General features: G+C 70.8%; 13 protein-coding genes, 1 tRNA gene and 1 pseudogene. 8 read left to right on the plus strand and 7 right to left on the minus strand.

Features of this window, described 5'->3' with window-relative positions; translation table 11 throughout:
• Nucleotides 1-65: 65 nt before the first annotated feature.
• Complete coding sequence (locus FVA80_RS06260) at nucleotides 66-2,492, plus strand: PAS domain S-box protein (RefSeq protein WP_147907263.1); 2,427 nt, start codon at nucleotides 66-68, stop codon at nucleotides 2,490-2,492.
• A gap of 287 nt (nucleotides 2,493-2,779) precedes the next feature.
• Here FVA80_RS06260 and FVA80_RS06265 read toward each other — a convergent pair.
• Nucleotides 2,780-2,856, minus strand: a tRNA-Arg gene (locus FVA80_RS06265).
• A gap of 214 nt (nucleotides 2,857-3,070) precedes the next feature.
• Between FVA80_RS06265 and FVA80_RS06270 the strand changes: the two genes are divergently transcribed.
• The 3 genes from FVA80_RS06270 to FVA80_RS06280 all read left to right on the plus strand — a co-directional run bounded on the left by FVA80_RS06270 (nucleotide 3,071) and on the right by FVA80_RS06280 (nucleotide 5,148).
• Nucleotides 3,071-4,171, plus strand: a complete 1,101-nt coding sequence (locus FVA80_RS06270) for an acyltransferase (RefSeq protein ID WP_147907264.1) — start codon at nucleotides 3,071-3,073, stop codon at nucleotides 4,169-4,171.
• A gap of 83 nt (nucleotides 4,172-4,254) precedes the next feature.
• Nucleotides 4,255-4,683 carry an RNA polymerase sigma factor region1.1 domain-containing protein gene (locus FVA80_RS06275; RefSeq protein WP_147957794.1) on the plus strand — a complete coding sequence of 143 codons (429 nt, stop codon included), beginning with the start codon at nucleotides 4,255-4,257 and terminating at the stop codon, nucleotides 4,681-4,683.
• A gap of 75 nt (nucleotides 4,684-4,758) precedes the next feature.
• Nucleotides 4,759-5,148, plus strand: a complete 390-nt coding sequence (locus FVA80_RS06280) for a phage holin family protein (protein ID WP_147907266.1) — start codon at nucleotides 4,759-4,761, stop codon at nucleotides 5,146-5,148.
• Nucleotides 5,149-5,185: 37 nt separating this feature from the next.
• Here FVA80_RS06280 and FVA80_RS06285 read toward each other — a convergent pair whose 3' ends face one another.
• The 3 genes from FVA80_RS06285 to FVA80_RS06295 all read right to left on the minus strand — a co-directional run bounded on the left by FVA80_RS06285 (nucleotide 5,186) and on the right by FVA80_RS06295 (nucleotide 10,164).
• Nucleotides 5,186-6,889 carry an HWE histidine kinase domain-containing protein gene (locus FVA80_RS06285; RefSeq protein ID WP_147907267.1) on the minus strand — a complete coding sequence of 568 codons (1,704 nt, stop codon included), beginning with the start codon at nucleotides 6,887-6,889 and terminating at the stop codon, nucleotides 5,186-5,188.
• Between the two features lie 6 nt (nucleotides 6,890-6,895).
• Nucleotides 6,896-9,775, minus strand: coding sequence for a PAS domain S-box protein (locus tag FVA80_RS06290; protein ID WP_187193602.1), 2,880 nt, complete (start codon nucleotides 9,773-9,775; stop codon nucleotides 6,896-6,898).
• A 164-nt stretch (nucleotides 9,776-9,939) separates the two neighbouring features.
• Nucleotides 9,940-10,164: a hypothetical protein gene (locus FVA80_RS06295; protein WP_147907269.1), complete on the minus strand. Its 225-nt coding sequence runs from the start codon at nucleotides 10,162-10,164 to the stop codon at nucleotides 9,940-9,942.
• Nucleotides 10,165-10,929: 765 nt separating this feature from the next.
• Between FVA80_RS06295 and FVA80_RS06300 the strand changes: the two genes are divergently transcribed.
• Entirely contained in the window at nucleotides 10,930-11,157 is a 228-nt protein-coding gene (locus tag FVA80_RS06300; protein ID WP_306440292.1) for a hypothetical protein, read from the plus strand.
• A gap of 179 nt (nucleotides 11,158-11,336) precedes the next feature.
• Here the strand turns inward: FVA80_RS06300 and FVA80_RS06305 are convergent, their stop codons facing one another.
• On the minus strand, nucleotides 11,337-12,200 hold the full coding sequence (locus FVA80_RS06305) for an SMP-30/gluconolactonase/LRE family protein (protein WP_147907270.1): 864 nt from the start codon (nucleotides 12,198-12,200) through the stop codon (nucleotides 11,337-11,339).
• A 75-nt stretch (nucleotides 12,201-12,275) separates the two neighbouring features.
• A complete protein-coding gene (locus FVA80_RS06310) occupies nucleotides 12,276-13,592 on the minus strand; it encodes a sugar MFS transporter (RefSeq protein WP_147907271.1) in 1,317 nt (438 codons plus the stop codon).
• Between the two features lie 158 nt (nucleotides 13,593-13,750).
• On the opposite strand from FVA80_RS06310, the gene FVA80_RS06315 reads away from it, so the two are divergent.
• Both FVA80_RS06315 and FVA80_RS06320 read left to right on the plus strand, forming a co-directional pair.
• Nucleotides 13,751-14,905, plus strand: coding sequence for an aldose epimerase family protein (locus FVA80_RS06315; protein ID WP_147907272.1), 1,155 nt, complete (start codon nucleotides 13,751-13,753; stop codon nucleotides 14,903-14,905).
• Nucleotides 14,902-16,701, plus strand: coding sequence for an IlvD/Edd family dehydratase (locus tag FVA80_RS06320; protein ID WP_147907273.1), 1,800 nt, complete (start codon nucleotides 14,902-14,904; stop codon nucleotides 16,699-16,701). Before FVA80_RS06315 ends, FVA80_RS06320 begins: the two co-directional genes overlap by 4 nt.
• Nucleotides 16,702-16,740: 39 nt before the next feature.
• Here FVA80_RS06320 and FVA80_RS06325 read toward each other — a convergent pair whose 3' ends face one another.
• Nucleotides 16,741-17,481 carry a FadR/GntR family transcriptional regulator gene (locus FVA80_RS06325; RefSeq protein ID WP_147907274.1) on the minus strand — a complete coding sequence of 247 codons (741 nt, stop codon included), beginning with the start codon at nucleotides 17,479-17,481 and terminating at the stop codon, nucleotides 16,741-16,743.
• 146 nt (nucleotides 17,482-17,627) lie between these two features.
• Between FVA80_RS06325 and FVA80_RS06330 the strand changes: the two are divergent.
• Nucleotides 17,628-19,234, plus strand: a pseudogene (locus tag FVA80_RS06330) (aldehyde dehydrogenase (NADP(+))).
• Nucleotides 19,235-19,276 lie beyond the last annotated feature (42 nt).

A 19,276-nucleotide genomic window follows, 5' to 3' on the forward strand; every position in this document is an offset into this window, starting at 1 on the left:
CGGACGGCCTGACCGTTGGGAGACCGACGGCCAGGTCTGGCGACGCGGGGGCGGGATTTCGCTGCATGGATGTCGAACACGACGCGCTGCGTCGGCGCCTTCAGGAGGCCGAGGCCGAAATCGAGCGTTTGCGGGCGTACAACGCGAGCGCCGTGCATGCGCCGAGCGGCAACGAGCGCACGTCGGCGGCCGGGATCGACCTCCTGTTCACGGCGGCGGAGAAGACCCGCATGCCGCAGATCGTCACCGATCCCAACCTGCCCGACAATCCCATCGTCTTCGCCAACCGCGCCTTCCAGGAGCTGTGCGGCTACGGCGCGGAGGACCTGATCGGCCGCAACTGCCGGTTCCTCCAGGGGCCCGGGACGGATCCCGCCGACGTCGCCAAGGTCCGCGACGCCATTGCGGCCCGCCGCGACGTGGTCGTCGAGATCCTGAACTATCACCGCGACGGCAGGCCGTTCCGCAACGAACTCTACGTCAGCCCGGTCTTCGATGCGGACGGGCAGCTGCGCTACTTCTTCGCCAGCCAGCTGGACGTTACCCGCTTCCGCACCGAGGAGGAGCGCCTGGCCGAGAGCGAGGCGCGCTACCAGACCCTGTTCGAGGCCATCGATGCCGGCTTCTGCGTGGTGGAGATGCGGTTCGACGCCGAGGGCCGCGCGGTCGATTACCGCCTGATCGAGGTCAACCCGGCCTTCGAGCGCCATACCGGCCTGCGAAACGCGGCGGGGCGCTGGGTCAGCGAACTCGTTCCCGATCTCGAACCGTCCTGGTTCGAGACCTACGGTGCGGTCGCCATGACCGGGCGCTCGGTGCGCTTCGAGAGCGCCGCCGTGTCGATGGGGCGCTGGTTCGACGTCCATGCCCTGCGCGTCGGCGAGCCGGCGCGGCGGCGTGTCGCGATCCTGTTCAACGACATCACCGACCGGCGCCGCCTCGAGGATCACCTGGAGACCGCCGCCCGCGAGCGGACCGACGAGCGCGACACCCTGTGGCGGGCGAGCCGCGACCTGTTCGTGGTCTGCGGCTTCGACGGCGTGTACCGGGCGGTGAACCCGGCCTGGACCGCGACCCTCGGCTGGACCTCCGAGGATCTGGTCGGCGCCCGGTTCGACGCGTTCGTACACCCGGACGACCGGACGCTCGCGGAACAGGCGCTGGAGCGGGTGATTGCCGTCGGCGACGTCGACGACGTCGATGTCCGGTTCAGGACGCGCGACGGCGCCTATCGCTGGATCTCGTGGAACGTGGTCCCGCGCGGCGACCACTTCTACGCGGCGGGTCGGGACGTCACCGAGCGCAAAGCCCTCGAGGAGCAGCTCCGCCAATCCCAGAAGCTGGAGGCGGTGGGCCAGCTCACCGGCGGGGTGGCACACGACTTCAACAACCTGCTCACCGTGATCAAGTCGTCGACCGACCTGCTCAAGCGCCCGAACCTCCCCGAGGAGCGCCGCACCCGGTACGTCGACGCCATCTCGGACACCGTCGCCCGCGCCGCCAAGCTGACGGGCCAATTGCTGGCCTTCGCCCGGCGCCAGGCGCTCCAGCCCGAGGTGTTCGACGTCGGCCGCGGCGTGGCTTCGGTCTCCGACATGGTACGGACCCTGACGGGGGCGCGCATCCACGTCGACATGCAGGTCGTGCCCCTGCGGGACGCGGCGGGGCTGGAGAGCCCGTGCCTGATCGACGCCGATCCGAGCCAGTTCGATACGGCTCTGGTGAACATGGTGGTCAACGCGCGCGACGCCATGGCGGGCGAGGGCCGGATCACCATCCGGGTGCAGCCCGTGAATCGCGTCCCGGCCGTGCGGGCCCACCCGGCGATACAGGGGGATTTCGTCGCGGTCTCGGTGACCGATACCGGCACCGGCATCGCCCCCGGTGACCTGGAGCGGATCTTCGAGCCGTTCTTCACGACCAAGGGGGTGGGGCAGGGCACCGGTCTGGGCCTCAGCCAGGTGTTCGGCTTCGCCAAACAGTCCGGTGGCGAGGTCGTCGCCGAGAGCCGCCTGGGCGCGGGCAGCACCTTCACCCTGTATCTCCCGCGGGCGGTGGCTGCGGCTGTCCCGGAGGCCGAGGCGCCCGAGCCCGCGGCCCTGGCCGACGGCCACGGCACCTGCGTCCTCCTGGTCGAGGACAACCTCGAGGTCGGCGCGTTCGCCGCGCAGGCCCTGCAGGAACTGGGCTACAGCACGGTCTGGGCGACGGACGCGGAAAAGGCGCTACGCGAGTTCGAGCGTGTCCCGTTCCGCTTCGAGGTCGTGTTCTCGGACGTGGTGATGCCCGGCATGAACGGGGTCGAGCTGGCCCACGAGATCCGCCGCCGGCAATCCGACCTCCCGGTCGTCCTGGCGTCGGGCTACAGCGACGTGCTTGCAGCGCACGGCACCCACGGCTTCGAGCTGCTGCGCAAGCCGTACTCGGTCACCGACCTGTCGCGCATCCTGCGGCGCGCCGTCGAACGGGCACGGTCGCCGGCCCGGCGCTGACGGACGGGATCTCCCGCAGGCTGCGCGCGCAGGGAAGGGCACACTCCCCGCGGTGTGGGCGGCCTGAACTGAACCAGCGCCGGGACTGGCATCCGGGCGCCGAGGCCAACCCGCGATGAGATCGCCACGGCGGAGATTGATCGGAAAGGCCAAGCGTTCAGCTCACCGGCCTCTGGCCGGCCAACTGCGCTAATTGGCACGTCACCAGTACGCGGACGTACGGCAGCCGGGCTTTAACCCCAGGCAAACCGACACGTTACGCTGACGCCCTAAAGCATTGAGGAGATTGGCGCACCCGACACGATTCGAACGTGTGACCTTTGCCTTCGGAGGGCAACGCTCTATCCAGCTGAGCTACGGGTGCTAGCCGCGTCGATTTCCTAACCCAACCGCGGCGCCAGTGCAACGGTCTGGGTGAGGCTGCCTTTGCCTGCGTCCGTGTCCGGACTGGGACCGGATACCGAACCGGTTCCGGCCGTCGGCGGCGCGATGGCTGCAGGGTGTTGCCCTGGCGGTCTTGTCTTCGCGTGCGGTTTCCCGGTCCTTGGTGGTCGCTAGGGAATTATGGGGCGAGGCGGGTGTCGCAGCGGGTCGGCGGGGAAGACCGAGCGGCGAACAATTTCGGCACGCTGCGCGTGCTGTTCGCGATCCTGGTCGTGCTCTCGCACGCGCCGGAGCTGGCGGATGGCAATCGGTCGCGCGAATGGCTCACGCAGGTGTTCGGCACGCTGTCGCTGGGCGAGGTCGCGGTGGACGGATTCTTCCTGGTGAGCGGCTACCTGATTACCGCGAGCTACCGCGCCAAGCGTTCGTTCTCCGACTACCTGAAGCGGCGGGCGCTGCGGATCTATCCGGGCTTCGTGGTGGCGTCCCTCGTCTGCATCGCCGTCGTCGCGCCCCTGAGCGGCGGTGACCTGGCCGCGATCTCGCCCGCCGAGACCGTGCTGCGCCTGTCCCTGCTGCTGATGCCGGTGGTTCCGGGCGCGTTCGAGGCGCTGCCCTATCCGATCCTCAACGGATCGCTCTGGACGATTCCGTGCGAGTTCGGCTGCTACCTGCTGCTCGGTCTGGTCGGCGGCGCGCGCGCCCTGCGGCGGCGGCGGCGGCGGCGCTACCTCGTCCTGCTCGCCGGCCTGGGGGGAGTGCTGGCCCTGCGCTGGCTCGTCCTGCCGATCGGCCAGCCCGGGCATGGGCTCGGCGTTCTGTCGGAGATGATCCGCCTGAGCTTCGTGTTCTGCTGCGGCGGCGCCTTCCAGCTGTTCGGCGACCGGATCGCCTATACCGGCCGGGGCGCAGCCGCCGCCGCGTCGCTGCTCCTGCCGCTGATGTTCAGCCCGCCGCTCGCCGAGCCGGCCTTCGCGATTCTCGGCGGCTACCTGATCTTCTGGTTCGCCCTGGCGGTGCGCCCCAACGCCCTCAGCCGCGCCACCGCGCGCGTCGATGCCTCGTACGGGCTCTATCTCTATGCCTGGCCTGTGCAGAACCTGCTGGTCGCCCATCGGCCGGACCTGCCACCCTGGACGGCCGCGATCCTGACCCTCGCGGCGGCGGCCCCACTGGGGTTCCTGAGCTGGTACTTGGTCGAGAAGCCGATGCTCCGACACCGGCCCGGTACGCACCGGTCTGCGATCCGGGGTTCCGGCGACGCCCTGACGGCCGCCCCCGCGCTCGGCCCGTGACCGCGCGGTAACCGCGGGGGGCCTCGCGGGTTCTCGTCGGGAGAGCACCGGCCCTGCGGGTCGGGCGGAGGCCGGAGCAGGCGATGACGCAGACGATCGATCGCGGAACGCTGGACCGGCTGATCGCCCTCGGCCGGGCGCGGGGCGCACTCACGGCAATCGACCTGCAGGCCGTCCTCCCGGTCGACCGCATGGATGTCGACGCCCTGGTGCTGGTGATGCTGGAGCTCGACGCCGCGGGGGTGAGCGTCGAGCCGGAGGCCTTCGGACCGCCCCTGGATCGGGCGATCCCGGGATCGGTCATCCTCCCGGAGCAGCAGCCCGGGACGCCGCCGCCGGTCCTGCCGGCCGGCGGGACCAGGGCTCCGGCCGCGGCGGCGGAGCCCCGGCCGATTCGATCCGCCGCCGCGCCGGGCCTGGATCCCGACGACAGCCGCGACGCCACCCGGGCCGTCGCGTTGGCGGCCCTCGCGACGTTCCTCATCCTCGGCGCCGTGCTGCTGATGCTGTGAGCGGCGGGCCGGAACGCTTGCGCGGGCGGCTCCGTTGGCCCAGGCCCTGATGGATCGAGAGGATAGACCCGAACCATGCGTCAACGAGCCGACGGCACCCTGGCCCTGCTGGTCGCGGCCCTGCGCGAGAGCGCGACGCATCTGGAATCGCTCCTGAGCCTGGCGCGGACCGAGATCGACGGCAACGTCCGGGCCATCGTCTCGCTGGTCGCGATCGTCGGCACGATTCCCGTGCTGCTGATCGTCACGTTCTTTCTCGGGCTCGACGGACTCGTGAAGCTGCTCGCCGTGCCGTTCGGCTCCGAGGCGCCGGCGGCGCTGATCGTGGCGGCGCCGTTCCTGGTCGCGGCGTTCGCGCTCGGCTGGCTCGGCCTGCGCCGGATGGCGCTGTCGAACCTGGAGCCGTGGCGGACGTGGCGGCAGGTCAAGCAGGATGCCCGGGAGTTGGCGCGGCCCCGGGGGTAATCCGAGGTACCCGCCGCCTGCGGCAGGAGGGGGCGCCCTACCGCGTCGGCACCAGGATCGTGCTCGGCCCCGACTCGATCGGCACATCCAGATGGCAGCGCAGGCCCCCGGCCTCGAAGGCGAGGTCGACCATGCCGTCGAGCTCGCGCCGGACACCGCCGGAGATCAGGCGGGTCCCGAAGCCGGCCCGGGCCGGCGGCTGCACCGGCGGGCCGCCGCTCTCCTGCCAGTCGAGGCGCAGGCGCCGTATCCCGCCCTCCGGCGCGGCCAGCGACCACGAGACCCGCACCCGTCCCCCCGGCACCGCGAGGGCGCCATACTTGGCGGCGTTGGTGGTCAGCTCATGGATCGTCATCCCCAGGGCCAGCACGTGCCGGGGTGAGAGCGCGACGTCGGGCCCGTCGAGGCCGATCTGATCGGCGCCGGTGCGGTAGGGGTTCAGCTCGCTCTCCAGCACCTCACGCAGGGAGGCGCCGCTCCAATCTTCGCGGGTCAGGAGGTCGTGGGTCTTCGACAGCGCCAGGATCCGCGCCTCGAGGACGCCCTCGGCGCCGCGGGACTGGCGGGCCAGGGCCTGCACCGTGGCCAGGGTGTTCTTCACCCGGTGGTTCAGCTCGTGCAGCATCGTCACCTGCTGTTCCTGCAGGGCGCGGCCGTGGCGGATCTCGGCGTGCAGCGCGTCGGTGTTGCTCTGGAGCGCCGACGCCATGGCGTCGAGCTTGCGCCCGAGGCGGCCGAACTCCGCCAGGCCGCGCAGGCCCGTGCGGGCGGAGAGTTCGCCGTCCTGCCAGGCGGCCGCGACCCGGAGCAGGCGATCGATCGGGTGGCGGATGAACATCCGTCCGGCCAGGAGCGCCGCCGCCAGCGCCAGGACCGCGCCCAGGACGATCAGCACCAGCCCGCGGCGGCTGGCGGCATCGATATCCGCGAACGCCGCCGCGCTGTCGCGCCCGGCCACGAGGCGCACCCCGGAGAGCGGCCCCTCCGGCATGGCCGTGGCGATGACCCGCGTGCGGCCGTCAAGGCCCTCGGCGATGCGCACCTCGCCGTCCCGGGCCGTCCGCATCACGACGCGCTCCTGCGGGATCGGCTTGCCGATCCAGTCCGCCCCGTCCGGGCGCCGCGCGATGATCAGGCCGTCGCGGTCCGTCACCGTGATGGCCGTCTCGGCCTGGTGCAGGGTCTGCTCCAGATGGTCGGACAGCCAGTCGAGATCGACGGCGGCCAGAAGGACGTCCGTCGCGGAGCCATCGGTCGCGTCCCCCCCGGCCACGACCCGGGCGAAGTGGATCGAGGGCCGGTTCGAGACGGTCCCCAGCGCGTAGCCGCCGACCGCGAATCCGCCGGCTTCCAGGGCGCGGTGATGATAGGCGCGTGCGCCGGTCGAGTAGGATCCCGGTGCCGAGCCAGCGCTGTCGCAGATCACCGCGCCGGCGGGATCCGTGAGCGCGATCAGGATCACGTGCGGGAGCCGGGCGGCGGAGCGCTTCAGGTAGGCCGCGCAGGCAGCGGGGTCGCGCGCCCGCACGGATGGATCCCCGGAGATGAGGTCGAGCGCCTGGCGCATCCGCTCCGACAGCTGGGAGAAATCCTCCGCGGCGCCCCGGACGGTGGCGAGCGCGTCGGCACGCACCGCCGCGTCGCGGCTCGTGCGCAGGGCAACCTCGTTGTAGCCCTGGATCGCCAGAGCCGGCGTGAGCGCCAGCAGCACCAGCAGCAGGATGCGGGTGGTGAGCGACATGGGCGGTCAGTCGAGACCCGCGATCATCGCGCGCACCCGGGCGGCCAGGGCCTCGACCGGGAACGGCTTGGTCATCATCCGCATGCCGGGTTCGAGGTGGCCGTTGCCGAAGGTCGCGTTCTCGGCGTAGCCGGTGATGAACAGCACCTTCAGGTCCGGCCGGTCCGGGCGGATGGCGTCGACCATCTGGCGGCCATTGAGGCCACCGGGCAATCCGACGTCGCTGATCAGCAGGTCGATCCGCCCCGGCGCGCGCAGCAGCGCGAGGCCCGCCTCGGCGTCCGCGGCCTGGAGTGCGGTGTAGCCGAGGTCGCCAAGAACCTCGGCGATCAGGTCGCGCACCACCGGGTCGTCCTCCACTACGAGCACCGTATCGCCGCGCTCGGCCCGGTGCACCTCGATGAGACCGGACTCCGCCTCCTCGGGCGGCGCGGCGCCGCGGTGACGCGGGAGATAGAGCTTGACCGTCGTGCCGCGACCCGGCTCCGAGTAGATCCGGACATGTCCCTCGGACTGCTTGGCGAAGCCGTAGATCATCGAGAGGCCGAGGCCGGTGCCCTGGCCGAGGGGCTTGGTGGTGAAGAACGGGTCGAAGGCCCGGGCGGCGACCTCCGGGCTCATGCCGGTCCCGGTATCGCTGACGCTGAGGCAGACATACGCGCCCGCGTTCACGCCGGCGTGCCGGCGGGTGTAGGCGTGGTCGAGATGGGCGTTGGCGGTCTCGATCACGAGGCGGCCGCCCTCGGGCATCGCGTCCCGGGCGTTGATGGCGAGGTTGAGCAGCGCGTTCTCGAGCTGGTGCGGGTCGCAGAGGGTCAGCCACAGGCCACCGGCGGTGACGAGTTCGAGGTGGATCCGCTCGCCCAGGGTCCGCCGCAGCAGGTCCTCCATGCCGGTGACCAGCGGGTTGGCGGCGGTCGGCCGCGGCTCCAGCGGCTGGCGCCGGGCGAAGGCGAGGAGGCGGTGGGTCAGCGCCGCGGCGCGGTTGGCCGACGACAAGGCCGCGCGGGCGTAGCGCTCGATCGCGTCGGTGCGGCCCTGCTGGATGCGGGTCTGCATCAGGTCGAGGGAGCCGACGATGCCGGTCAGCAGGTTGTTGAAGTCGTGGGCGATGCCGCCGGTGAGCTGGCCGATCGCCTCCATCTTCTGCGCCTGGAGCAACTGCTCCTCGACCCGGCGCTGCTCGGTGAGGTCCCGCCCGACGATGTAGAACAGCCCGGTTCCCGGATCGGGCACCGCCGTCCACATCACCACCCGGCGCTCGCCCGCGCGGGTCAGGACGCGGTCGACGAAGCCCGCCACCGTCTCGCCGGCCGACAGGCGGCCCACCACCTCGGCGGTCTCGGCGTGGTCGCCCGGATCGACGACGTCCAGGAACGGCCGGCCGAGCAGTTCCGCCTCGCTCCAGCCGAGCATGTGCGTCCAGGCCGGATTGACGGTCTTGAGGAAGCCGTCGAGGCCCGCCGTGCCCATCAGGTCGTTGGTGGTCTCCCACAACCGGTCGCGTTCGCGGGTCCGCTGGGTGACCTCGGAGAGGAGGGTGGCCTCGACCCGCTTGCGGTCGGTGATGTCCTGCACGAACACGTGGAAGCCGTCGACCGCACCGTCGGCGCCGCGCCGGGGCAGGTAGCGGATCTCGGCGTCACGGTGGCGCCCGTCCTGGTGGGGCCAGGCGATCTCGAACCGGACGGCCTCGCCGGCGCGGGCGCGCTCGACATAGGCGCGCCGCAGCTCGAAGGCGGTCGGCCCGAGCAGCACCCGCACGTCCCGCCCCACGATCTCCGCGGCCGGGCGGAAGAACCAGTCCTGATACGCCGCATTGGCGAAGCGGTAGACGTAGTCCCAGTCGATGAAGGCGATGAGCACCGGCAACGCGTCGGTGATGAGGCGCAGCTCGCGCTGGTTGGCCTCCGCCCGCTGCTCGGCGGACTTGTGGTCGGTGATGTCGCGCACCGCCCCGACGAACCGGATCGGGCGCCCATCGGGGTCGCGCTCGAGCGCGCCGCGGCGGGCGATCCAGCGTTCCGCGCCGTCATCCGCCCGACGGATCCGATAGGCCACGTCGGCATCGGTCAGGCCGGCGCCCCGGTCCGCCCATTGCGCGACGCGTCCGGCATCCTCCGGGATGACGAGACGGACGACCGCGTCGATCGGCAACGTCTCCTGCTCGGCCAGGCCGTACAGGCGGAAGAAGTGCGGCGTGGCGTGGATGACGTTCCGGTCGAGGTCGATGGAGAACACCCCGACGCCGCCGGCCTCCTGGGCCCGGCGCAGGCGCGTCTCGGAGGTGCGGAGCGCCGCCTCGGCCCGGACCTGGGCACCGATCTCGGCGTTGACGCCGAACCAGCGCACCACCCGGCCGGTGGCGTCCCGCAGCGGCACGATCCGCGTCAGGAACGACCGGAACACGCCGTCGGCCCCGCGCAGGGGAAACACCATCTCGAACGGCTCGCCGGTGGCGATCGAGGCGGCCCAGACCGCCGTCACCCGGGGCAGCGCCTCCGGGTCGTGGACGCTCTGCCAGCCCCAGCCGGCCATGGCCGCCTGCGTGGTGCCGCAGTAATCGAGCCAGCGCCTGTTGTACCAGCAGAGATGGCCGTCGCCGCGGGCGAGCCAGCACAGGATCGGCAGGTGGTCGGCGAGCCGGCGGAACTCGGCATCGTCGATCCGCTCGGGATCGGGATCGGGCAGGAACGCGTCGACATGGGCTGACCTGTGCCAGTACGCGCGATCGAAGGCGGTCTCGTCCCGCGGCGCCTCTTCATGCTGCGGCACCTCGGCCCGGGTCTCCGCCCGGCTCGCGGCGACGGCGGTGCGCAGGCGGGTGACTTCGTCCTCGAGGTCACGGGTGCGGCGCCGGAGAACGTCCGCCTCGTCCGCGCTCAAGGCACCGCTCACGGCGCGCGGACCGCGCGGCATCGGCCGGACACGGACGGCGCACCGGTAGGGATGAGATCGAAGGCTGTACGCCGGCTCATCTCGGCCTTGTTGCAGAACCGGCTGGCGCTCGCCAGCCCATCGGCCGGCCCGGACTTGAGAGGTGCGCGGCGTTAATGCTCGCGGCTGCGGCCGCCGCCGGCCACGGGGCGCAGGTGCAGGAAGCTGCGCTCGCCGGTGGCCGCCTCGGCCACGTGCTGGATCGTGTCGAGCAAATCGGTCACCGCCTGCGGGGCAGCGGGACGGAACTGCGCCTTGGGCTCGACCCAGCGCTTCTGCGTGCGCCGCGCGGCGATCTGCGCCTCGCTCAGTGCATCGAAATCCCGGCGTCGAACCATGGCTGAGCCCTCCGTCTGAAACTCTGTCGGCGCATGGTTGACGAAGGGTTAACGCCCCGGAGCGGCGATGCCGTCGCGACGATCGCGCGCGGACGGTGAGCCTATGCGACGCGCTCGCTTGCGCCGATCCGGTATCCACGTCGGCGGCGCGCGCTCTAGGTCGGCGTCGGTCCGCGCGGACCGGTCCGATCCGTCAACGTCCGCACCAGCCTGAGCAGTACCGCGCGGATATGGGCGCGAAGGGGGGTGTTTTCCGCCATGGGTCGGTTACGGCGCTACGGGGCTGGAGGTTTCAGAAACCCGCCATTTCGAAGGGCGTTGCTACGTAAAAAGGCGGTCGTGCGCGGAGGCCGTCGCTGCACCCATCACCCAAGGGCGTATGGTCAAGCCGCCATCAGCGCGTCTAATCCTTGGGTATTGATGAAGCACTGATCTTTGAGAGAACGCTTCGGATATGCACCCGCACCCTCTCTTTCCTGTTTGAGCCGTCGCCCGCTCCCTTCACGGCAGGCGGCTCATCGGCGGTCGACATGGCTAAGCCCCAAGGTCAGAAGCCCCGCCGCTTCGAGCCACCGGTGTGGGTGGGCGGGCTATCTCTCAGCTCTATAGTAGATCGATGCGCTCAAATACCGTACGCATTGTGGTAAACCGGTCCAATTCACGTTTTAGACAGATTAAGGTTTATCGCAGCCGGCGTTGGTCACGGTGGCCCATTAAACGACGTCGAGATAGTCCTGGCGTCCGCCACAGGGTTTGAGCAGGGGGATGTCGGTGCCCGAGCGCTTCTACTTCGATGTCGAGAACGACCGGGAGCGGATCCGGGACGAGGTGGGCGTCGAGGCCGAGAGCCTGGAGGAGGCCCTGGACGAGGCGCGCAGCGTGATCGGAGAGATGGCGGGATCCATCGGCACGGGCGCGTCCGGCGCGTCCTGGACCCTCGTCGTACGGGATGCGTCGGGCTCGGTGGTCGGCCGCCTACCGATCCGTGCGTGAGGCTGCCGCAATCAAAGAACCCGCCGCGGCACGGGCCGGGCGGGTTTGGAGGTGGTCTCGTCTCGGAGAATGCCGGACCGTAGACGCGCCACCCCGGCGCCGCATCCCCCATCCGGGGGAAGGAGCCACACGATTTAGCGACCCGTCGATCGCTTTCGCCCGGCCGAGGGATCGGGCGGTCAGCCCCCGAACGCCCGGGGCGGCAGGCCGGTTACGCCAACATCGAGTTCGAACAGCGCGCCTGCGGACGGCTCGTGCTCGACGCCCCGCGACGCCGACGTGACGAACAGCCGGTCGAGCCCGGGTCCCGCGAAGGCGCAACTCGTGATGTTCGTGGCCGGAAGCGCGATGGCCCGCAGGAGGCACCCCTCCGGATCCAGCCGGCTGATGCGGCCAGCCCCCCAGTGGGCGATCCAGATGCAGCCGTCCGCATCCGTGGTCATCCCGTCGGGCCAGCCCCAGGCCTCGGGGAAGCGCAGGAATTCCCGCTTCCCCGTCAAGGTCCCGTCGGCGGAGAGGTCGAAGGCGAAGACGGTCCGGGCTGCGCTGTCGCTGTGATAGAGGATCCGGCCGTCACGGCTGAAGGTCGGGCCGTTGGCGACGCCGTAGGCACCGTCCATCCGACGCCAAGTCAGGTCCGGGTCGAGCCGGTGCAGGGCGCCCGAGACCGCGGTCTCAGGCTGGTGCATGCTCCCGGCCCAGATCCGGCCGGCCGAGTCGACCTTGGCGTCGTTCAGGCGGTTGTCCGGACAGTCCGGCTCCGGATTGCCGATCGGCGTGACGTGGTCGGCCTCCAGGTCGAACAGCGCAAATCCGCTCTTCAGGCCGATCACGAAGTCGCGCCGGCCGGCGCGGGGGATGATCCAGCCGATCGGCTCGGGAAACGGGCGCGTGCCCGTCTCGTCGCTGGCGAGGTCGAGCCAGCGCAGGGCCGGCGCCTCGATGTCCACCCAGAACAGCCGCCCCCGCTCCGGCACCCAGACGGGTCCTTCGCCGAGCCGGTCGCGCTCGGGGCGGGTGACGATGCGGACCTGTGCCTCCATGGGATCGCCTTCTCGAGTCCGGCGGAGGACCGCAGCCCACCGCGTTACGCTGCACCGTCGGTGGTGACCGATATCTCAGGCGCGGTCGGAGGCGCCCAGGCCCGGCCGGCTGCCCCAAAGCGCGAAGAACAGGACGTAGAGCTCGCAGGCGGCCGTGATGAGGAAGGAGTGCTGCAGGCCGAACCGGTCGGCGGCCCAGCCCTGCACCACCACCAGGGAGCCCCCGGCGATCGCCATGATCAGCAGGCCCGCCCCCTCCTCGGTCAGCGGGCCGAGGCCGCGGATGCCGAGGGTGAAGATCGTCGGGAACATGACCGCGTGGAACAGCCCCACGGAGATCAGCGCCCACATCGCCAGCGACCCCGTCGCAAAGGTCGCCACCAGCATCACGGTGAAGGCCGCCAGGGCGGCTCCGGCCAGGATGGTCTCGGCGGACCGCACCTGCATCAGGTAGCTGCCGAGGAAGCGGCCGATCATCATCCCACCCCAGAGCAGGAAGAGGTAATGCGAGGCCTGCGTGTGCGTGAGGTCGCCGATCTCGGGCTGCGAGACGAAGTTGATGAACAGGTTCGACACCCCGATCTCGGCGATCAGGTAGATGAAGATCGCCGGCACGCCGAACACGAGGTTGCGGTGGCGCCAGAGCGAGAGGCCGGCGCGTTCGGCCTTGGCGGCCCGCTTCGCGGAGTCGCCTGCGCCGCCGCCCATGGCGGGCAGCGGAAAGCGCGCGATCACCATGGCGAGCACGACGAGGATCGCCGCCACGATCAGGTAGGGGAGTTGCACCGACTGTGCGTCGGCCAGCCGCTCGGCCGCGGTCAGGGTGGTGCCGGCGGCGAGGTTGCCCGAGGCCGAGCGTCCGAGGATCAGGTAACCGCCGAAGAGCGGCGCCAGGGTCGTGCCGAGCGAGTTGAAGGCCTGGACGAGGTTGAGGCGCGCCGGGGCGGCCTCCGGCGGCCCGACCACCGCCACGTAGGGGTTGGCCGCGACCTGGAGCAGGGTGATGCCGCTCGCGATGACGAACAGGGCGGTGAGCGTGATCGCATACGAGACCTGATGGGAGGCCAGGACCATGCCCAGCGTACCCAGCGCCATGATGCAAAGGCCCACCACCAGGGCACGCTGGTAGCCGATGCGCGCGATCAGCTTCGCGGCCGGGATCGAGGCCACGAAATACGCGATGAACCACACCGACTCGATCAGCGTGGTCTGCGTGTCATCGAGGTCGAAGACGCTCCTGAGATGAGGTAGCAGGGTGTTGTTGATGACCGTAATGAAGCCCCACATGAAGAAGAGGCTCGCGAGCAGCGAGAGGGCCGGGCGGTAGCTGCCGCGGTCGGCCGACGCCGTTCCCGCCGCGGGCGCTCCGATGCTCGCGATCGGTCCTGCCATCAAACGTTTCCTCTCCCGGGAGCCGCTTTGCCGTGGCCCCATGTTGTGAATTTCATTTGTATGAGTATATAGCGGAGTTTAAGACGTCAACCGCGGCACGCGTGGAGCGCCGGCGTACGATCGGCAAGCGGGAGGCGGGCATCTTGCGGGGAGATCACATGCGTGGAGTCGGGGCTGTGGCGCTGGGCGCTTGCGCGGCGCTCCCTGTGGCGGCCCAGGCTGCCGAGCCGGTCCGGACAGTGTTCGGCACCCTGCCGGACGGCCGGACGGTCGAAGAGGTGACACTGACCAACGGCAGGGGCGTCACCGCCCGCGTGATCTCGTGGGGGGCCCTGCTGCGGACCCTCGAAGTCCCGGACCGCGCCGGAAAGTCCGCCGACATCGTCCTCGGCTACAACGATCTCGCCGGCTACCTGGCCAAGCCCAACTATTTCGGAGCGAGCGTCGGGCGCTACGCCAACCGGATCCGCGGAGGCCGCTTCACCCTCGACGGCCGGACCTACGCGCTGGCGACCAATAACGGGCCCAACGCCCTCCACGGCGGCACGGCCGGGTTCAACAAGCAGCTCTGGACCATCACCGAGGTCAAGGGCGGGGCAGCGCCGTCGGTCAGCCTGCGCTACGTCAGCCCGGACGGCGAGGAAGGCTATCCCGGTACGCTCACCGTCACCGCAACCTACGCGCTCGACGACACCGACACGCTGTCCGTGACCTACCAGGCCACCACCGACAAGCCGACGATCGTCAACCTGACCAACCACAGCTTCTTCAACCTCGCCGGGGAGGGGTCCGGCCGCTCGATCCTAGGCAACGTCCTGACGATCCCGGCCGAGCGCTACACGCCCGTGGACGCGACGCTGATCCCCACGGGCGCGCATGTCCCGGTAGCGGGTACGCCGTTCGACTTCCGCACGCCGACGGTGATCGGCGATCGCATCCGCGACGGACGCGACATCCAGATCCTCCGTGGGCGCGGCTACGACCACAACTGGGTCGTGACCGACGCCCCCACGACCGAGCCGCATCTCGTGGCCCGGGTCGAGGACCCCGAATCCGGCCGGGTTCTGGACGTCGCCAGCAACCAGCCGGGCGTCCAATTCTACGCGGGCAACTTCCTCGACGCGACCGCGGTGGGCAAGTCCGGCCTGGCCTACCGGCAGTCGGACGCCCTGGCGCTCGAGCCCGAACTCTTTCCCGACACCCCGAACCAACCGGCCTTCGGCTCGGCCCGCCTCGATCCTGGTTCGACCTACCGGAACGTGATCACCTATCGCTTCTCAAACAGTTCCGCACACCGGACCCATAAGAAATGACCGATCGCCCGAACACACGGCCCCTGCGCTCGCGCGCGTGGTTCGACAACCCCGACAACATCGACATGACCGCGCTCTACCTGGAGCGCTACCTGAACTTCGGCCTGAGCCTCGACGAGTTGCGCTCGGGCAAGCCGATCATCGGCATCGCCCAGACCGGCTCCGACCTGTCGCCGTGCAACCGGCACCACCTCGTGCTGGCGGAGCGCGTGCGTGAGGGCATCCGCGAGGCCGGCGGCATCGCGCTCGAATTCCCGGTCCATCCGATCCAGGAGACCGGCAAGCGGCCCACCGCCGGCCTCGACCGCAACCTCGCCTATCTCGGGCTGGTCGAGCTCTTGTACGGCTACCCCCTCGACGGGGTCGTGCTGACCACGGGCTGCGACAAGACCACGCCGGCCTGCCTGATGGCGGCCGCCACCGTGAACATCCCGGCCATCGCCCTGTCGGTGGGCCCGATGCTCAACGGATGGTACAAGGGCCAGCGCACCGGCTCGGGCACGATCGTGTGGCGCGCGCGCCAGATGCTGGCGGCGGGCGAGATCGACCACGACGGCTTCATCAAGCTGGTGACCTCGTCCGCGCCCTCCACGGGCTACTGCAACACCATGGGCACGGCGACGACGATGAACGCGCTCGCGGAGGCGCTCGGCATGATGCTGCCGGGCTCCGCGGCGATCCCGGCGCCCTACCGGGACCGGCAGGAGGTCGCCTACCTCACGGGCAAGCGCGTGGTCGAGATGGTCGCCGAGGACCTCAAGCCGACCGACATCCTGACCCGGGAGGCCTTCCTCAACGCGATCGTGCTCAATTCCGCGATCGGCGGCTCGACCAACGCCCCGATCCACCTGGCCGCGCTCGCCCGCCACGCCGGCGTCGAGCTCGACATCGCCGACTGGCAGACCCACGGCCTCGAGGTGCCGCTCCTGGTCAACCTGCAACCGGCCGGCGAGTATCTCGGCGAGGATTACTACCGTGCGGGCGGTCTCCCGGCGGTGGCCGCGCAGCTGATGCAGCGCGGGCTGCTCCATGAGGATGCCCTGACGGTGAACGGGCGCACCATCGGCGACAATTGCCGCGGCGCGGTGATCGAGGACGAGGACGTGATCCGACCGATCGACCGGCCGCTGAAGGAGGCCGCCGGCTTCCTGGTGCTGCGCGGCAACCTGTTCGACGCGGCGATCATGAAGACCAGCGTGATCGGCGAGGAGTTCCGGGACCGCTACCTCTCGAACCCCGACGATCCGGAGGCCTTCGAGGGCCGCGCCGTCGTGTTCGACGGACCGGAGGATTACCACCACCGCATCGACGACCCGGCTCTGGCGATCGACGACAACAGCATCCTCATCATGCGGGGCGCCGGCCCGGTCGGTTATCCGGGCGCCGCCGAGGTGGTGAACATGCGCCCGCCCGCCTACCTGATCCGCTCGGGGGTGCACGCGCTGCCCTGCCTCGGCGACGGGCGCCAATCCGGCACCTCGGCTTCGCCCTCGATCCTCAACGCCTCGCCCGAGGCGGCGGTCGGCGGCGGGCTCGCCCTGCTGCGCACCGGCGACCGGGTGCGGATCGACCTGAAGCGCGGCACCGCCGACATGCTGCTCGACGCCGACGAGATCGAGCGGCGGCGCAAGGCCCTGGAGGAGGCCGGGGGATACGCGTATCCGGCATCCCAGACCCCGTGGCAGGCAATCCAGCGGGCCGCCGTGGGGCAGATGCACACCGGCGCGATCCTGGAGGGGGCCGAGCACTTCCAGCGCATCGCCCAGACCAGCGGCCTGCCGCGCGACAACCACTGACACGGAACCCCGCGGCCGCCGCGACGGCGGCCGCGGGGTTCACGCCGTCAGGGACAACTCGGTGTCGGTCAGGGCGAGGCGGACCAGTTCGGTCATCGCCGCCCGCGCCGCCTCGACGTCGCCGGCCACGATCGCCTCGTACAGGATCCGGTGATCCGGCATGGGGTCCCGGGGCAGGGCGCTGCGACGCTGCTTGAAGATCGTCGTCCAAGTTACTGCAGCGGCTATCGAACTCGACAGCGCCATCAAGGGTCCGTTGCGGGCTGCCTCCAAGATCGTGTTGTGGAACGCCTGGTCGGCGGCCCGCCCGAGCTCGGTGGCGAGGCCGTAGCGTCCCATCTCCTCCAGGGCGTGCCCCATCCGGGAGATGTCGAGGGCTGAACGCCGCTCGGCTGCCAGGGCCGCCGCCGCCGGCTCGACGATCATGCGCAGCTCGAACAGGTCCCGGATGAACGTTTCGCTCGGCTCGGCCTCGAACGCCCAGGCAAGGATGTCCGGGTCGAGGAGGTTCCAGCGGCTGCGCTGGGTCACGCGGGTACCGGTGCGCGGCCGGCTCTCCACCAGCCCCTTGGCGCTCAGGATGCGAATCGCCTCGCGATAGGCGGTGCGCGAGACCTTCAGCTGCTCCGAGAACTCGATCTCGCCGGGCAGCACGTCCCCGGGCGCGTACCGGCCGGCCAGGATCGCGATGCCCAGATCGCGCGCCACCGAACCGTGGATCCTGCGCGAGCCCGAGGCCAGCGGCAGCTTGATGTCCTCGTAGCCTGGATCCCCCCTCAACTGCCACCTCCAGTCCGAAGCCGCCAGGACGGGGCAGGATCGCCGTGATCGTACCCGGAAGTTGTAGGAGTGCAAGCGCCCGCACCCACAAGCACCATAGTGCTGCGACACTTGCAGCCACTGCACAACTGCTCTAAGTTATTTGTATGAGTAAAGAGCTGACGATGAACGCGGAACTTCGCGGCACGATCCTGATCGGCGCCGAGGATGCGACCACCACCGATACGTTCCGGGCTGCCGACGCTGCAAGCGGCGCGGCTCTGGAGCCCGCCTTTTCGGCCGCCGGCACGGCCGAGGTCGAGGCAGCCTGCGCGCTGGCGGATGCGGCGTTCCCGAGCTTTTCCGAATCGACCCCCGCGGTGCGTGCCGGCTTCCTGGACGCCGTGGCTGAGGCCGTGGGCGATCTCGGCGAAGCCCTGATCGCGCGGGCCATGGCCGAGACCGGTCTGCCGCGGGCGCGGCTCGAGGGCGAGCGTGCCCGCACCATCGGCCAGCTGCGCCTGTTCGCGAATGTCGTCCGCGCGGGCGACTGGGTCCAGGCCACGATCGATCCGGCCCAGCCGAAGCGCCTGCCCTTGCCGCGGCCCGACCTGCGCCGCCGTCACGTCGCCCTGGGACCGGTGGCGGTGTTCGGCGCCAGCAACTTCCCGCTCGCGTTCTCGGTCGCAGGGGGCGACACGGCCTCCGCCCTGGCGGCCGGCTGCCCGGTGGTGGTCAAGGGCCACCCGGCCCATCCCGGAACCGGCGAGCTGGTCGCCCGTGCGGTGCGTGCGGCAGTGGCCGCCAGCGACCTGCATCCGGGCGTGTTCTCCTATCTGCCGGGGCCCTCGAACGCCCTGGGGACGGCGCTGGTCGCCGATGCGCGCATCAAGGCGGTCGGCTTCACCGGTTCGCGTGGCGGCGGGCTCGCTCTGATGCGGGTGGCGGCGGGACGCCCCGAGCCGATCCCGGTCTATGCCGAGATGAGCGCGGTCAACCCGGTCCTGCTGCTGCCCGGCGCCCTGCGGGCACGGGGCGCGGCCCTGGCGGCCGGCTTCGTCCAGTCGGTGACCATGGGGGCCGGGCAGTTCTGCACCAATCCGGGCCTCCTGATCGGGATCGCGGGCTCCGACCTGGAGGCCTTCGCGGAGGCCGCCGCGACAGCGATTCGCGAGAGCGCGCCGCACGCGATGCTGACCGCCGACATCCGCGCTCGCTTCGAGCACGGCGTCGCCGAGATGGCGGGCCGCCCAGGGTCACGGTGGCGGCGCGCGGCGCGAGCGCCGGGCCGGGCGGCGCACCCGCCGCCCTGCTGCGCACCGATGGGGCGCGGTTCCTGGCGGATCCCAGCCTTGCCGACGAGATGTTCGGCCCCGCGGCGATCCTGGTGGCGGCCGCGGATCTCGAAGAGGTCCATCGCATCATCGCCGCGCTGCCGGGCCAGCTCACCGCGACGCTGCATCTCGATCGCGCGGACGAGCACATCGCCGCCGGCCTGGTCCCGGCGCTGGCCCGCAAGGTCGGCCGCATCCTGGCGAACGGCTGGCCCACCGGGGTCGAGGTCGCCCCCGCGATGGTCCATGGCGGCCCGTTCCCGGCCACCTCCGACGGGCGGACCACCTCGGTCGGCACCCTGGCCATCGAGCGCTTCCTGCGACCGGTCTGCTACCAGGACCTGCCCGACGCGCTGCTGCCGCAGCCCCTGCGTCCGGACAATCCCTGGCATCTGACCCGGAGGGTCGACGGCACCATCAGCTCGGCCTTCGAGCGCTGACAGCGGCACACTTCGATTTCGAGCCGGCGCGGTCAAGACTGG

The organism is Methylobacterium sp. WL1 (genome assembly GCF_008000895.1).
Taxonomy (GTDB): Bacteria; Pseudomonadota; Alphaproteobacteria; order Rhizobiales; family Beijerinckiaceae; genus Methylobacterium.